15 protein-coding genes are annotated in these 14,199 nt (G+C 70.8%); 2 read left to right on the top strand and 13 right to left on the bottom strand.

All coding sequences use genetic code 11. The features are described 5' to 3' along the window. Positions 1 to 58: 58 nt before the first annotated feature. Complete coding sequence (locus ACZ69Q_RS19290) at positions 59 to 1,294, top strand: cytochrome P450 (RefSeq protein WP_471043143.1); 1,236 nt, start codon at positions 59 to 61, stop codon at positions 1,292 to 1,294. A gap of 78 nt (positions 1,295 to 1,372) precedes the next feature. Here ACZ69Q_RS19290 and ACZ69Q_RS19295 read toward each other — a convergent pair whose 3' ends face one another. The 11 genes from ACZ69Q_RS19295 to ACZ69Q_RS19345 form a co-directional block, all read right to left on the bottom strand. After that, positions 1,373 to 1,999, bottom strand: coding sequence for a hypothetical protein (locus ACZ69Q_RS19295; RefSeq protein WP_471043145.1), 627 nt, complete (start codon positions 1,997 to 1,999; stop codon positions 1,373 to 1,375). 14 nt (positions 2,000 to 2,013) lie between these two features. Further along, entirely contained in the window at positions 2,014 to 2,724 is a 711-nt protein-coding gene (locus ACZ69Q_RS19300; RefSeq protein WP_471043147.1) for a hypothetical protein, read from the bottom strand. A 26-nt stretch (positions 2,725 to 2,750) separates the two neighbouring features. Then, entirely contained in the window at positions 2,751 to 3,161 is a 411-nt protein-coding gene (locus ACZ69Q_RS19305; protein WP_471043149.1) for a hypothetical protein, read from the bottom strand. Between the two features lie 3 nt (positions 3,162 to 3,164). Next, positions 3,165 to 3,860, bottom strand: coding sequence for a hypothetical protein (locus ACZ69Q_RS19310; RefSeq protein WP_471043151.1), 696 nt, complete (start codon positions 3,858 to 3,860; stop codon positions 3,165 to 3,167). Between the two features lie 152 nt (positions 3,861 to 4,012). After that, on the bottom strand, positions 4,013 to 4,342 hold the full coding sequence (locus ACZ69Q_RS19315; protein WP_471043154.1) for a hypothetical protein: 330 nt from the start codon (positions 4,340 to 4,342) through the stop codon (positions 4,013 to 4,015). A 678-nt stretch (positions 4,343 to 5,020) separates the two neighbouring features. Beyond that, positions 5,021 to 5,437: an aggregation-promoting factor C-terminal-like domain-containing protein gene (locus ACZ69Q_RS19320; RefSeq protein ID WP_471043157.1), complete on the bottom strand. Its 417-nt coding sequence runs from the start codon at positions 5,435 to 5,437 to the stop codon at positions 5,021 to 5,023. A gap of 335 nt (positions 5,438 to 5,772) precedes the next feature. Then, complete coding sequence (locus tag ACZ69Q_RS19325; protein WP_471043159.1) at positions 5,773 to 6,618, bottom strand: ECF transporter S component; 846 nt, start codon at positions 6,616 to 6,618, stop codon at positions 5,773 to 5,775. Next, positions 6,615 to 8,540 (bottom strand): ABC transporter ATP-binding protein, encoded by a 1,926-nt coding sequence (locus ACZ69Q_RS19330; protein WP_471043161.1) that lies wholly within the window; start codon positions 8,538 to 8,540, stop codon positions 6,615 to 6,617. Before ACZ69Q_RS19330 ends, ACZ69Q_RS19325 begins: the two co-directional genes overlap by 4 nt. Then, the gene (locus ACZ69Q_RS19335) at positions 8,537 to 9,709 is read right to left on the bottom strand and encodes an energy-coupling factor transporter transmembrane component T (protein WP_471043163.1); all 1,173 of its coding nucleotides are present in this window, start codon (positions 9,707 to 9,709) and stop codon (positions 8,537 to 8,539) included. The genes ACZ69Q_RS19330 and ACZ69Q_RS19335 overlap by 4 nt, the downstream gene beginning before the upstream one ends. Next, on the bottom strand, positions 9,702 to 10,367 hold the full coding sequence (locus tag ACZ69Q_RS19340; protein WP_471043166.1) for an SCO2322 family protein: 666 nt from the start codon (positions 10,365 to 10,367) through the stop codon (positions 9,702 to 9,704). Before ACZ69Q_RS19340 ends, ACZ69Q_RS19335 begins: the two co-directional genes overlap by 8 nt. Continuing rightward, positions 10,364 to 11,590, bottom strand: coding sequence for a prenyltransferase/squalene oxidase repeat-containing protein (locus tag ACZ69Q_RS19345; RefSeq protein WP_471043168.1), 1,227 nt, complete (start codon positions 11,588 to 11,590; stop codon positions 10,364 to 10,366). The genes ACZ69Q_RS19340 and ACZ69Q_RS19345 overlap by 4 nt, the downstream gene beginning before the upstream one ends. 345 nt (positions 11,591 to 11,935) lie before the next feature. On the opposite strand from ACZ69Q_RS19345, the gene ACZ69Q_RS19350 reads away from it, so the two are divergent. Then, on the top strand, positions 11,936 to 12,604 hold the full coding sequence (locus ACZ69Q_RS19350) for a phosphotransferase (protein WP_471043170.1): 669 nt from the start codon (positions 11,936 to 11,938) through the stop codon (positions 12,602 to 12,604). Here the strand turns inward: ACZ69Q_RS19350 and ACZ69Q_RS19355 are convergent. After that, complete coding sequence (locus ACZ69Q_RS19355) at positions 12,601 to 13,056, bottom strand: nuclear transport factor 2 family protein (RefSeq protein WP_471043172.1); 456 nt, start codon at positions 13,054 to 13,056, stop codon at positions 12,601 to 12,603. The genes ACZ69Q_RS19350 and ACZ69Q_RS19355 overlap by 4 nt on opposite strands. Positions 13,057 to 13,065: 9 nt before the next feature. Continuing rightward, positions 13,066 to 14,094 carry an MBL fold metallo-hydrolase gene (locus ACZ69Q_RS19360; protein WP_471043173.1) on the bottom strand — a complete coding sequence of 343 codons (1,029 nt, stop codon included), beginning with the start codon at positions 14,092 to 14,094 and terminating at the stop codon, positions 13,066 to 13,068. Positions 14,095 to 14,199 lie beyond the last annotated feature (105 nt).

A 14,199-nucleotide genomic window follows, 5' to 3' on the forward strand; every position in this document is an offset into this window, starting at 1 on the left:
CGTTACTACCTTCGCGGCAACCCTGTTCTGATGGTCCGTCAGATGGCTGGAGCTGCCGATGTCCTGTCCAGCGCTTCCCGACGGGTTCGACTTCACCGACCCCGATGTGCTGCACCACCGCGTACCCCTCCCGGAGTTCGCCGAGCTGCGCCGGGCCGAACCGGTCCGCTGGATCCCGCAGTCGGCCAACGTGGCCGGATTCCAGGACGAGGGCTACTGGGCGGTGACCCGGCACGCGGACGTCAAGTACGTCTCGACGCACCCGGAGTTGTTCTCGTCGACCCTCAACACCGCGATCATCCGCTTCAACGAACACATCGAGCGCGACGCCATCGACGCGCAACGGCTGATCCTTTTGAACATGGACCCGCCCGAGCACACCCGGGTCCGCCAGATCGTCCAGCGCGTCTTCACCCCGCGCGCCATCCGCGCCCTGGAGGAACGCCTGCGGACGCGGGCGCTCAACATCGCCGCGAACGCCCGCGAGCACGCCGGCCCCTTCGACTTCGTGACCGAGGTCGCCTGCGAACTGCCCCTCCAGGCCATCGCCGAGCTGATCGGCATCCCGCAGGACGACCGGGCCAAGATCTTCGACTGGTCCAACAAGATGATCTCGTACGACGACCCCGAGTACGCCATCACCGAGGAGGTCGGCGCCGAGTCGGCCACCGAACTCATCGCCTACGCGATGAACATGGCCGCCGACCGCAAGGCGTGCCCGGCGAAGGACATCGTCACCACGCTGGTGGCGGCCGAGGACGAAGGCAACCTGGGCTCGGACGAGTTCGGCTTCTTCGTGCTTATGCTGGCGGTGGCGGGCAACGAGACCACCCGCAACGCCATCACCCACGGCATGCACGCCTTCCTCACCCATCCCGAACAGTGGGAGCTGTACAAGAGGGAGCGGCCCGAGACGGCCGCGGAGGAGATCGTCCGCTGGGCGACGCCGGTGGTCTCCTTCCAGCGCACGGCGACCCAGGACACGGAGTTGGGCGGAAAGCGCATAAAGAAGGGCGACCGGGTAGGAATCTTCTATGCCTCGGCCAATCACGACCCCGAGGTCTTCGAGAACCCGGACGCCTTCGACATCACCCGCGACCCCAACCCCCACCTCGGCTTCGGCGGCGGAGGCCCCCACTACTGCCTGGGCAAGTCCCTTGCGGTGCTGGAGATCGACCTGATCTTCAACGCGGTGGCCGACGCGATGCCGGACCTGCGACTGGTAGGCGACCCTCGCCGTCTTCGCTCCGCGTGGATCAACGGAGTGAAGGAACTCCAGGTCAGCAGCGGCTGACCCGCCCCGAGGGAGGCAGGAGCACCCCTTATCCCTACGCCCCGTTCCTGCCTCCCCCGCGACGCGCGCCGCGCAGCATCAACCCCCCACCAAGACTCTCGGCTCCTTCTCCAACAGCCTCGAGATGCCTGCCTGTTCGGCAAGCGATCTGCGTTGCGGGTCGGACTGGGCGCGCTCCTGCGCGTACTTCTCCCAGTCCGCGGGTTGCACGAAGAGCATGTCGTTGCTCCCCGGCACAATCATGACGCCGCCGTAGGCAAGGTCACCGGCGAACCAGGCGCCGCCCTCTTCGGCCTCCTTCGGCCAGCGGCGCACCGTCGCCGCGCTCATCGCGCGCAGAGAAGGGGCGCCGTGCTGTCCACGTACCGACAGCCGGACAGTGTGGACGGTGCCGAGGTACTTCCACTCGGAGTCCTTCTTGGACACCCGGTTGCGGTACTCCAAGGAGTAGGTCTGCAGTACGGTCGCGCATACCTTCAGGCGAGACCCGTGGCGCAGCCGGAGCACCAGGAAGATCAGCACGAACAGGGCGGCCGGGGCGGCGAACGCGGGCAGGGCGGCGTCGTAGCCGGCCAAGTGCGCCACGAACGGCACCGCGAAGAGGGCGACGGCCAGTGCGAGGCGCTTGGCGATGTGCAGATACAGCATCGTCCGGTTGTGTTTGAGTACCTGCGCGACGTCAGGTGCCACGGGCGCCGTGTCCATCAGAGAGTCCGTTCCTATCCGAAGTCGTTACGCATAGCTGCCTCGGCCGCCCCCGCACGAGGCTCGTCCGTTGCCGGTGACGGCTTTGTCGGGTCGGTGAAGGTCAGAGTACGAGCCACCCCGAGAAGGATGTCCCGGTACACGTCGGCGAGATGGAGAGCGGGCGTCACAAGTTGGACCACGATGATGTCGGGCGTGCCCGAGCCCGTGACCGCGACCGTGCCCTGCCACACGTCCCCACGCAGGGGCCCCTCGGGGCCGGCGGGGTCCTTGCCGGGCGCGACGGTGCGCTTCTTCTCCTCCGCGAGATAACCGAGGCCGCACGGAAGTTCAAGCGGGCGCATCCCGGTGTCGGGGTCGTCCGCCGCTGTCCCCGCGAGACTTGCGATCACCAGTTTTGCCTGGTTCCCGGACGCGGGAACAGTGGAGATTGTCAGGGTGGACGTCACGACAGTGCCGTCGTCGTCCGGGTGGTAACCAACCGCGCACATGTGCACGTTCTGTGCCTTGAGCGCGGTGACCATGCCGGCGTAGAACTGGAGGACCTGCGAGGCCTGCGCCCGCTGTTCGGTCGGTAGTCCGTTCAGCTCCCGGACCACTTCCTCAAGGCGCTCGCGTGGTGGATCGAGGTCCAGCTTCACATAGCCGTGCGGAACGCCGTACCAGAAGACGGGTTGGGCAGGGCTATTTGCGGCGGAGCCCGAGGTAGCGGCTGCCGTGGTCATGCTTGTTCACCTCTCGACTCGATCGGCTAACTTGCCGCCAGCAGGGACCTTACGATGTCCTGCCCGGCCCAGGCTCCGGCTCCTGCCTTGGTGACTTCTGCCGCGGTGCCCGCCGTGCCCTCCTCAGGCATGAGGTTCGCGGCGACATTGAGACCGTTCACGCTGATGTCGGTCATGAGTTTGGCCGAGCCTGCGGCGCTCTCTCCGGCTGCCTGCCATGCCTCCTCCGCAGCGGTTCTCGGAGCCGTGCGGAGCACGTGGCCGACTTCCCGCACGAACTCGGTGCCGACTTCGCGGCTCGCGACGCTGACGCCCATCTGCGCCGCGTCGTCGAGCCCGCCGCGGATGCTGCGGGCGGCCGAGCTCAGTGCCCTGCCGCCCGGAACCATGCCGACGGCGTCGCTGCCGACGGAGGCCCAGGCGGAGAAGGTGTCCATGTTTCAGCCGAACTTGTCGCCCCAGGGGAAGAACGCGTCCCGAAAATCCGGGTCCGAGAAGTTCTTGGCCATGGATGCCGCGCTGGCCGCAATTGCGATACCGGCGAAGAGCGGGGCGAGAGGAGTCGGAAAGAGGGCGAGCAGACCGGCGATGGCGCCGATGGTGCCCGCGTGTTCCAACAGGAAGTCGCCTATCGACGTGAGTACGTCGCCGACCTTGTCCCAGAAGCCCGGCTCGTCAGGAGCCTTCTTCGTCGATCCGTCCAGGGCCTTGGCAATGGTTTCGGCCTCGCTGGTGTGCTCGACCTCCAGCTCCTTGACCTTGCGGTCGAGGGATTCGTACTCGCTATTGGCCTTGGTGAGGGCTGCGCTCGCCTCGTTCAACTCCCGCTCTGCGGAGCGCATTCGCGCGGTCGCGGCGTCGGCCTCCTCCTGCGAGGGGAAGGTCTGGTTGGCGAGTTTGAGATCGGGGTGCCGGGCGGCCTGATCGTAAGCGTTCTTGGCCTTGCCGGCCGCGGCCTTCTTCTCGCCAATCGCGGCGTCGTACTTTTGCGCCAGCTCCCGGTTGGATGTCAGGTGCCCATCCCACTTGTGCAGATGGGTGGCCGCGGTGCGCAGAGACGAGGCGGCGTCCTTGATGTACTTCGGGAGGTCGCCATCGAGGGCCTCGCGGAACTTCTCTGCGGCGTCGCCCTCCAAGTAGCTGCTTTCACTGGTCAGCTTCGTCAGTTGTCGGTGCGTGTTCTCCAGCGCCGTCGCGGCCGCAGCGACCTTCTGCTGGAGCTTCGCGACCTCGGTGGGGATGCCCGGTACGGGGTTTCAGCCGATGTTGGGGTACGGGTTCGTGGCCATTACTTGCCGCCCCCGTTGCCGCCCGAGGTGCTCGTGTCCGCGATCTGCTTGAGGGCTTTCGCCAGGGCTTCCTCGACCTCTTGGTAGCCCTTCTTGTTGGACTGCACACCCTCTTTGATCGCGTCGATCATTTCCTTGGTCTTGTCGGACCCGTACTTCCACTCGTCCTGGAACTTGTCACAGGCCTCGTCGAGCCGAGGGGTGCCGATCTGGTCGGCACGCACGTGGTCGAGGGCTGACCGGGCCTCGTTCAGCTCGTCGACGCATCTCTCCAGACTCGTCAGGAACTGCTCGAGCTGCCCGATGTCCGTTTTGAAGTGGTCCCCCATGGGCCGGTCTCTCCCCGCTCGGCTCTGGACACATCGGGCCCCGGTGGCTCAGTTGATCACCCGGACCTCTTCATCACCCTACAGGCGGTCATCAGGCGTGTTTGGGCGAGTCCTTGTGGCCTCATGGCTTTGCGACACGGTTTCGCGACAATTCCATCCCGTCACACGGTGCATCGGAAAATCCGTGACAACTGGCCCGAGAACGGGAACTTCATCAACGTGGCAGGGATGCGCCTGTCGTCGGCCCTGCCCGAACTGTCGTAGTGCTTGACGCTGTTGCTCAGATGCGTGTCAGCCGGCTTGCCTGCCTGGAACGACAGGAAGTCGTCCGACGCCAGTGGTCACAACGCCTGGCGCAGGGGCACCAGTTCGCTGCGGATCTCATATGCGAAAGTACGCCCCCACAGAGCTGCCGGTGTCGAACTGGGCGGTCGGTGAAGATCGTCCGGACCCATTCCTCGGGCAGGCCGTTGGTGTGGTTGAGGAGTGAGGACGACCGTGGCCACGAAGGTCCTGGTGAGCTGCCCGCACGGAATGAGCGCTGGGGCGACGCGAAGCTGCGCGGAAGTTGGACGGGGGATGTGCGGCAGCCCGTAGGTCGGGGGTGGTGAACATGGGCGAAGGCGGCGGCCCCGGGGATCAGGGGTCGCCGCCTTCGGTTCGGGTGGGCCGGTCGGCTCAGTACCAGCCGTTGGACTGCCAGAAGCCCCAGGCGCCGCACGGGCTGCCGTAGCGGTCCTTCATGTAGTCCAGGCCCCACTTGATCTGGGTGGCCGGGTTGGTCTTCCAGTCGGAGCCGGCGGAGGCCATCTTGTTGCCGGGCAGCGCCTGGACCAGGCCGTAGGCGCCGGACGAGGAGTTCGTGGCGTTGACGTTCCAGTCGCTCTCGTGGTCGACGATGTTAGAGAAGCACTGGTACTGGCTCGAGTCCGAGATCATCTTCTTGGCGACCGCCTGTGCCGAGGAGGACCCGTTCGTCGCGGCGTGCGAGGGCGCGGCGGCGAACAGCGTGCCCGCGGTGGCGGCGGCCAGAGCGGCACCGGCGAGGGCCTTCTTCGGGGCGGAGACGCGGCGGAAGAGGGAAACAGCGGACACGGGGAGCCTTTCTTCGGGGACAGGGCGTCGTATGCGTGCCGGGGCCCCGTGATGTGAGGCGGTGGCATGCGTCGGCGCCGCGGCCCTGAGGGCACGTCGGCGCCGTGCGACGTCATCCAGAGAAACAGCCCGGGAGGGTGTCCGCAATGAGCCCTTTTGCTAGTTGTGGTCGTATGCGGGGGGCGAGCGCCTCGTGTGACGTGGCTCTCTATGTGCAGGTCAGAGGCTATGAGGACGCGTGCATGACATCCGATTTGTCCGACTATGGCGAATCGTAGGTGACGTGGGTCATGTGGGGTGCTTCACCGCGTGAGTGACGGTCCGCGCGTGGGCCCTCACGGTGTGGGTGCGTCGAACGTGACGGGGCTCTCGAAAGCGGCCCGGCGGGTGGCCCGGCGCAGCGCCCGCAGGATCACCGGGCCGAGCAGCAGGGTCAGCACGACGGTGGTGACGGCCCGGCCCAGGTCCCAGCCCACGGAGGTGGCCAGGCAGTACGCGAGGAAGCGGGCCAGATTGAGGGAGACGGGGGCGTCCGGGGAGAAGGCGATGTGCGAGGCCGTCGCCTCCATGAAGGGCCAGCCCGCCAGATTCGTGACGGTGCCGTAGGCGAAGGCCGCCGGGAGGCCGTACGCGCACAGCAGGGCGAGTTCCGCGCGGCCGCGCAGCCGGTCACGGTCCGGCAGCAGCCCGGACCCCATGGTGAACCAGCCCATCGCGAGCATCTGGAACGGCATCCAAGGGCCCACCCCGCCGGTGAGCAGCGCCGACGCGAACATCGTGACCGAGCCGAGCACGAAGCCGAAGCCGGGGCCGAGGACGCGGCCGCTCAGCACCATGAGGAAGAACATCGGCTCCAGACCGGCGGTGCCGGCGCCGATCGGGCGCAGCGCGGCTCCCGTCGCGGCCAGCACCCCGAGCATCGCGACCGCCTTCGGCCCGAGCCCCGACTCGGAGATCGTCGCCCCGACGACCGCGACCAGCAGCACCAGCAGGCACGCGAAGAACCAGGGGGCGTCCTGGCTGTGCGCGATGACCGCCGACTCGGGCGGCGCGAGGAAGGGCCACATCAGGGCGGCGACACCGACGGCGCTGACCAGGGCGAGGGCGGCGACGGAGCGGGGGCCGAGGTGAACGGGGCGCGTCCGGCGCCGGAGGTCCTTCGGGTCCTTCCGGTCGCTCATGACAGGGCCTCGCGCACCTGTGTGACCGTGAGCCACTCCTGCGGGGCGAGGATCTTGGTGACCTGCGGCGCGAAGGACGGGGAGGAGACGACGACGTCCGCGGTCGGGCCGTCGGCGATCACCTCGCCCTCGGCCAGCAGGACGACCCGGTCCGCGAGCTCCGCGGCGAGCTCCACGTCGTGGGTGGCCAGCACGATCGCGTGGCCCTGGCCGGCCAGCTCGCGCAGCAGCGTCACGAGGCGGGCCTTCGCCGCGTAGTCCAGACCGCGGGTCGGCTCGTCGAGCAGGAGCAGCGGCGGGCGGGCGGTCAGGACGACGGCCAGGGCGAGGGTCAGGCGCTGGCCCTCGGAGAGGTCGCGGGGGTGGGTGTCGTCGGCGATGCCGGGGAGCAGCTCGGAGACGAGGGTGCGGCAGGTGCCGGGTTCGGCGCCCGCGTCGGCGTCGGCGGCCGTGCACTCGGCGGCGACGGTGTCGGCGTAGAGGAGGTCGCGGGGTTCCTGCGGGACGAGTCCGACGCGGCGGACGAGGTCGCGGGGTGGGGTGCGGTGGGGTACGGAGCCGCCTACGGCGACCGAACCGGAGGTGGGTTCCACCAGGCCGACCAGGGTGTTGAGCAGGGTGGACTTGCCGGCGCCGTTGCGGCCCATGAGGGCGATGGTCTCTCCGGGGGTGACGGTGAGGTCGATGTGGCGCAGGGCTTGGATGTGGTCGCGGGTTACGGCGAGGGCCCGTACCTCGGCGGCGGAGGTGGACTGGGGGTCGGGGGCGGGGGTTCGTTTGCGGCGGAACCAGCGGTGGGGGGTGGCGCCGGAGAGGGTGGGGGGTGTGGGTCGTTGGCGGCTGCGGGTCTGTTGTGGCTGGTCGCGCAGTTCCCCGCGCCCCTTGAGGGTGTTGGCGTCCCGGTCGTTGAGATGGTGCTGTGGGTCGGTCTGCTGGTTGCGCAGTTCCCCGCGCCCCTTGAGGGTGTTGGCGTCCCGGTCGTTGAGATGGTGCTGTGGGTCGGTCTGCTGGTCGCGCAGTTCCCCGCGCCCCTTTGGGGCGATGTCGTCCCGTTCTTCGAGCCGTTGCTCCGGGTCGGCCGGCCCTTGGGGGGCGACGGCGGTGCGGTTCTCAAGCCGTTGGCGTAGGCCGGCTGCTCTTCTGCGGGCGTTCCTTACCGTCAGGGGGAGTGGGGTCCAGCCTGCCAGGCGGCCCAGGGCCACCACCGGGGGGTAGACCGGGGAGACGGCCATGATCTCCGCCGGGGTGCCGAGGAGCGGGGCCTCGCCGGGGGAGGGGAGCAGGGCGATCTGGTCGGCGTACTGGACTACGCGTTCCAGGCGGTGTTCTGCCATCAGGACCGTCGTGCCGAGGTCGTGGACCAGGCGTTGGAGGACCGCGAGGACCTCTTCCGCGGCGGCCGGGTCCAGGGCCGACGTCGGCTCGTCCAGGACCAGGACGCTCGGGTGCGGGGTGAGCACCGAGCCGATCGCCACGCGCTGCTGCTGGCCGCCGGAGAGGGTGGCGATGGAGCGGTCGCGCAGGTCGGCGAGGCCGAGCAGGTCGAGGGTCTCCTCGACGCGGCGGCGCATCACGTCGGGCGCGAGGCCGAGTGACTCCATGCCGTAGGCCAGTTCGTCCTCGACCGTGTCCGTGACGAAGTGGGACAAGGGATCCTGGCCCACCGTGCCCACCACGTCGGCGAGTTCGCGCGGCTTGTGCGTACGGGTGTCCCGGCCGGCCACCGTGACCCGGCCGCGCAGGGTGCCGCCGGTGAAGTGCGGGACGAGCCCGCTGACCGCGCCGAGCACGGTGGACTTGCCGACGCCCGACGGGCCGGCGAGCAGCACCAGTTCGCCCTCGGGGACCTCGAAGTCCACGCCCTGGACGGTGGGTTCGGCGGCACCGTCGTACGTCACGGAGACGTTCTCGAAGCGGATCACGACGGCTCCTTGTGGGCGGCGGGACTGCGGGGTGCGGGGCTGACGAAGGCCGGGAGGAGGCCGAGGAGGACGGCCGCCGCGGGCCACAGGGGGAGGGTGGGCGCGACGAGCGGGATCACGCCGGGTTCCAGGGCCTGCGGGGCGCGGTGCGCGGCCAGGGTCAGCAGGGCGGCGACCGCCGCGCCGGATCCGGCGACCAGCCAGGCGCGGGCGTCCCAGGGGTCCGGGCGGTAACGGGTGCGCGGGGAACGGCGACCGCCCAGCCGCAGCCCCGCCAGGGCGGCGGCGAGTCCGGCGAGGAGGACGGGGAGACCGTATGTGCCGCCCGCGGCGGTGAGCAGCCCGTACGTTCCGGCGCACACGCCCAGCAGGCCGCCGAGGGTGAGCGCGGTGGTCGTACGGCGGACGCGGGGCGGGACGTCGGCGGTACGGCCGTAGCCGCGCGCGTCCATCGCTGCGGCGAGGGCGACCGACCGCTCCAACGCGCCCTCCAGGACCGGGAGTGCCACCTGAAGCAGGCCCCGGACCCCGGTGTCGGGCCGGCCGCGCAGTCGGCGGGCGGCGCGCAGCCGCTGGACGTCGGCGATGAGGTTGGGGGCGTAGGTGAGGGCCACGACCACCGCCACGCCGATCTCGTAGAGGGCGCCGGGCAGGGACTTGAGCAGGCGGGTGGGGTTGGCGAGGGAGTTCGCCGCGCCCACGCAGATGAGCAGGGTCGCCAGGCGCAGGCCGTCGTAGAAGGCGATGAGAACGGTCTCGACCGTGACCTTGCCGCCCAGGCGGATCCCCTGCGCCCAGTCGGGGAGGGGGATCTCGGGGAGGGCCACGATCACATGGGTGCCGGGGATCGGGGAGCCGAGGGCCACGGCGAAGACGAGGCGGATGAGCAGGACGGCCAGGGCGAGCTTGAAGAAGACGGAGTAGGAGCGGGCCCAGGGGGCGTTCGGGCGGCAGGTCGCCACGACGTAGGCGGAGGTCGCGATGAGGAGGGCGAGGAGAAGGGGGTTGGTGGTGCGGGTGGCGGCGGTGCCGAGGGCGAGCGCCCAGAGCCACCAGGCGCCGGGGTGGAGCGGGGTGCGACGGTTCGGGCGCAGGGCGGTGGCGGCCGGTTCCGGCCGGGCGTCCGTCCGCGTCCGCGCACCCCTGGCAAGCTCCGCGCGGCTAGACATTCCGGCGCCGCCGCGCCTGCCAGACCGCCGCCGCCCCCAGCACCACCACCACGGCGATGCCCGCGACCAGGCCCAGCGAGAGTCCGCCGTCCGAGTCGTCCTCGGCCGTGGTGGCCGTCTGCCCGGTCGGCGTCGGCTTCCCGGTCTTCCCGCTGCCGCTCGCCACCTGCTCCCCGCAGCCCTTCTGCGGATAGCCGGTGATCGCGCACAGCAGGGCGTTGGTGTCGTAGCGCAGGGGCTTGGCGACGGCCGCGAGGGCCTCCGCCGTCGTCGCGTCGGGAGCCACCCGGGCACACGCCGTACGGCGGGCCGGGGGCGTCTCGCCGGACGGGGCGTCGGCGGCCGTACCGAAGTCGATGACCAGGGCCACCCGCTTCTTGCCGTCCTCGGCGGGCGTCCTGGCGCAGATCACCGCGAACTCGGCCGCGCCCCTGGGCCTCGTCGCGTCCTTGGAGTCCTCGCTCACCGCGAACCGGAAACCCTGGACGTCGCCGTCGGACGGGCGGGCGAGGGAGGGGCCCTGGGTGGCGTAGATCCAGGTGTCGCCCTGGCGCTCCCAGAAGGACCAGTAGCGATAGCCGGCCGCCTGGGCGGCCTGGGCCGCGCCGGTCACCAGGACCAGCGCGGCCAGGAGCGCGGCGAGCACGCGGTGGATCACGCCTGCGGGCCCTTCTTGCGGCCGCTCAGCAGGAAGCCGATGCCGATGCCGACGACGAGGAAGATGCCGACGTACCACCAGACGCCGAAGGGGCTGTCGTCCTTCGCGTCCTTCTTCTCGGCCTTGTCCGCGGCCTTGGCCGACTCCTGCGGTGCGGGACCCGTCGCGTTGAGCTGCTTGACCAGGTCGGCGCCACCGAAGTCACGCGGGTCGGTGCCGGTGGCGTGGGCGGCGAGGATGAGCTGGGCGTAGGCGGCCGGGCCGCTCTGCTGGGCCCACTTCGCGGAGTTCTGCTCCAGCCAGCGCAGCGGCTTGCCGGCGGCGTCGGCGCCGGAGAACGCGGCGAGCGCGACGACCGCGTCGGCCGTGTTGCCGTAGTCGGGCTGGTCCTCGGCTCCGGGCAGGGCGGACGTCAGGTGGCCGTCCTTGGCGAGGGCCTCGGTGAGGTAGGCGGCGCCGTTGGCGGCGGCCTGCTGCGGGGCCGGGTAGCCGCCGTCGGCGCAGCTCGCGGTCTGCGCCTTCTTGGCGGGGCTCACGAGAAGGCCCTTGCCGAGCGAGCCGAGGACGCCGGCCGCGGTGGCGTCGGCGTTGGCGACGAGCTTGCCCTTCTTGTCCGGCTGGAAGGCGAAGGCGCCCGCACCGTCGCCCTTGCAGGGCAGGGCGAGCTTCACGAGCGCGTCGTAGGCCGACTGCCCGTCCTTGCGGATCTCCTCCGGCTTCTCGCCGACGGCGGCCAGCGCGCCGACCACGACCGAGGTGGAGTTCGTGTCGCTGGCCCCGCCCGGGGTGTAGCCCCAGCCGCCGTCCTTGTTCTGGACCGACTTCAGCCAGGACACGGCCTTGCCGGTGGCGGCGTCGTGCCCGCCGAGGGCGACCAGCGCCTGGACGGCGGCCGCCGTGTTGTTGGTGTCGACGAGGGTCTTGGCACCGCAGTCCGCGCCGGTGTCGGCGCGGTAGGGCGCGAAGGCCCCGTTCGCGCACTGCTGCCCCAGCAGCCAGTCCACGGCCTTCTCGGCCGGCTGCACCTTGACGGTGTCCTGCGCGAGCAGCGCGAGGGACTGCCGCCAGACGCCGTCGTACGTCGGGTCGGTGTCGCCGTAGAGCCCGGCGGGGACGGCCGGCTCCGGCGTCGCGGAGGGGGAGGAGTCGGCGGCTATGGCCGGCGCGGCCGCGCCGATCACGACGGCGGCGGCCAGAACCGCTGCGCTGCGACGGACGTACATGATCGGCGGGTGCCCTTCCCTAGAGGAACCGGACAGCGCAGGGGAGACCCCGGCGGCTCGGCTCCGTATACCTCGACGGTGCCGCACTCCGGCCGACTGCCGGGCACGTGAGCCGGTCACGTCCCCTACGCGGCGATCCGGCTCACCGGCCTTAGAAGACGGCCGGTGCACGGTGGGGGCACCTCCCAGGCCCTTAAGGCCCTGGGGGAGGGTCAGCGCCGGATTTGCACCGGCTTTCCCACGTACGGGGGTGATGACGACGCCGACACTCTACCCGCCCGTAACCCTGCCCCTCGGGGCCACCTGCGCGGCCCGATACCTTCGCCCGTGACGAAGGGGGCGCGGATGACGCGGCGACCGGTGGGGCGGCTGCTCGGGGCGGGGCGTACCGCCGACGTGTACGAGATCGACGAGGCGTGGGTGCTGCGCCGGGACCGCGAGGGGTGGGGGGACGCGCTCGCCGAGGGAGCGGTGATGGCGCATGTCCGCGGCCACGGCTTCCCGGCGCCCCGGGTCCGTCTCGCCGACTCCTCGCGGACCGACCTGGTGATGCAGCGGCTGCCGGGGCCGACGATGCTCGGGGCGCTGAGCGCCGGAACCATGGGCCCGGCCGAGGCGGGCGGCGTCCTGGCCCGTCTGCTGCGGCAACTGCACGCGGTCCCCGCGCGCCGGTCGGATGGCCGCGTCCTGCACCTGGACCTGCACCCCGACAACGTCATCCTCACCCCCGACGGCCCCTGCGTCATCGACTGGAACAACACCGAGGAGGGCGACCCCGGCCTCGACTGGGGCACCTCCGCCGTGATCCTCGCCCAGGTCGCGGTCGGCGACGAACCCATCGCCGAACCCGCCCGCGCCCTCCTGGCGGCGCTCCTCGCCGACCCGTCCCACCTCACGGACGACGGCCTCGCCGAAGCTCTGCGCCGGCGCGCCGCTAATCCGACGATGAGCGAACGGGAGGTCGAACTCCTCGGTGACACAGAGGAGTTGGTCCGCACCTTCATGCGCGGCTAGCCGTCGGCCCTGCGGGTGGGGCCGCCGAAGGGCAGGTGGAGGGTCCGGGAGGTGAGCAGCCAAGTGCCCTCGGACGTCCGGCGGAAGGCGTCCTCGTAATGGCCGACCTGGACGGGCGGACCGGGCGGGATGACGCCGCCCCGGTAGCCGTCGACGCGGTACGTCGTGAAGTACGAGGTCGCCGTCGCCGTGTCGGGAGCCGTCACCGTGACCAGGATGTTGGACATCACGCGACGCGAGAGACGGTCGGCGGGGCGGGAGCCGAAGTACGCGCGCAGCGCCTCCCGGCCCCGGACGGTCCGCTCGCCCTCCGGCCACTGCCAGGTGCCGTCCTCGGTGAACAACTCGGCGACGGAGGCCGGTTCGCCGAGGTCCAGGCGGTGGACGAAGGCGATGACGATGCGCTCGCAGGCACGCTCGGCGAGAAGGTGATCGATGGTCATGTCGGCCATGATCGGGTGTCACACCGCCACGTACGCCACCGGCTCGCTCCCCGCCACCGCCTCCGCCCTCCCCAGCTTCACCAGCCGGCGCAGGTGGGCCTCCGCCTCCGCGATCGCGATGTTCCGGGAGGGGTACGGGATCTGGTCCCAGGGGCGGTTCCACTCCATCTGTTCGGCGAGCTGCCAGGGGGTGAGGGCAGTGGCGAGGAGGGTCAGGAGGTCGTTGAGGCGGTCCTCGTGATGGGTCAGCAACTGCCGTACGCGGGCGGGGGCGTCGGTGAAGGTGTGCTGGTGGGCCGGGAGGACCTCGGCGGGGGTCAGCGCGGCGACGCGTTCCAGGGAGGCCAGGTAGTCGCCCAGGGGGTCGGTGACGGTCGTGTCGTCGGGGTCCTCGTACAGGCCGATGTGCGGGGTGATCCCGGGAAGCAGGTGGTCGCCGGAGAACAGGCGGCCGTGGCCGGGGAGCCGGGCCGGGTGGTCCTCCTCCAGGTGCAGGCAGACATGGCCGGGGGTGTGGCCCGGGGTCCAGATCGCGCGCAGGCGGCGGCCGGGGAGGTCGAGGAGTTCGCCGGGGACGATCTCGCGGTCGGGGGCGGCGGGGGTGAAGCCGGGCAGGGTGCTGGGGCGGCGGGCCGTGCGCAAGGGGGCCACGTGGGCCTCGGGGGCGCCGGCCGCCGTGAGTTTGGCCGCCATGTAGGTGAACCAGCGGTCGGGGCGGGTGGTGCGGGTGCGCCGTACGATCGCCGCGTCCGCCGCGTGCATCGCGATCCAGGCGCCCGAGGCATCGCGCACCTTGCCGGACAGGCCGTGGTGGTCGGGGTGGTGATGGGTGATCACCACGCCGTGGATCTCGCCGGGCGCGGTGCCGCAGGCCGCGAGGCCGTCGGCGAGGGTGTCCCAGGACGCCGGGTCGTCCCAGCCGGTGTCGACGAGCACCGGACCGCGGTCGGTGTCGACGACGTACACGAGGGTGTGGCCGAGGGGGTTGTCGGGGATGGGGACCTCGATGGACCGGACTCCGCCGCCGTGGTCGTACATCTGCGCCATGGGTTCCCCAATCGCCGCGACACGTTCCGGCCGACCGGATCACTATAACTAGAACAGGTTCCGATGGGAGCCCGAGTCATCTACGTGCGGTCCGTGGACTACTCC

The organism is Streptomyces sp. NPDC036764 (assembly GCF_055609385.1).

Bases quoted from the DNA above. Each gene is read 5' to 3' on its own strand.
- ACZ69Q_RS19315 (WP_471043154.1), bottom strand. From the start codon at position 4,342: ATGGGGGACCACTTCAAAACGGACATCGGGCAGCTCGAGCAGTTCCTG.
- ACZ69Q_RS19350 (WP_471043170.1), top strand. From the start codon at position 11,936: ATGACGCGGCGACCGGTGGGGCGGCTGCTCGGGGCGGGGCGTACCGCC.
- ACZ69Q_RS19290 (WP_471043143.1), top strand. From the start codon at position 59: ATGTCCTGTCCAGCGCTTCCCGACGGGTTCGACTTCACCGACCCCGAT.
- ACZ69Q_RS19360 (WP_471043173.1), bottom strand. From the start codon at position 14,094: ATGGCGCAGATGTACGACCACGGCGGCGGAGTCCGGTCCATCGAGGTC.
- ACZ69Q_RS19295 (WP_471043145.1), bottom strand. From the start codon at position 1,999: ATGGACACGGCGCCCGTGGCACCTGACGTCGCGCAGGTACTCAAACAC.
- ACZ69Q_RS19345 (WP_471043168.1), bottom strand. From the start codon at position 11,590: ATGTACGTCCGTCGCAGCGCAGCGGTTCTGGCCGCCGCCGTCGTGATC.
- ACZ69Q_RS19355 (WP_471043172.1), bottom strand. From the start codon at position 13,056: ATGGCCGACATGACCATCGATCACCTTCTCGCCGAGCGTGCCTGCGAG.
- ACZ69Q_RS19300 (WP_471043147.1), bottom strand. From the start codon at position 2,724: ATGACCACGGCAGCCGCTACCTCGGGCTCCGCCGCAAATAGCCCTGCC.
- ACZ69Q_RS19335 (WP_471043163.1), bottom strand. From the start codon at position 9,709: ATGTCTAGCCGCGCGGAGCTTGCCAGGGGTGCGCGGACGCGGACGGAC.
- ACZ69Q_RS19305 (WP_471043149.1), bottom strand. From the start codon at position 3,161: ATGGACACCTTCTCCGCCTGGGCCTCCGTCGGCAGCGACGCCGTCGGC.
- ACZ69Q_RS19325 (WP_471043159.1), bottom strand. From the start codon at position 6,618: ATGAGCGACCGGAAGGACCCGAAGGACCTCCGGCGCCGGACGCGCCCC.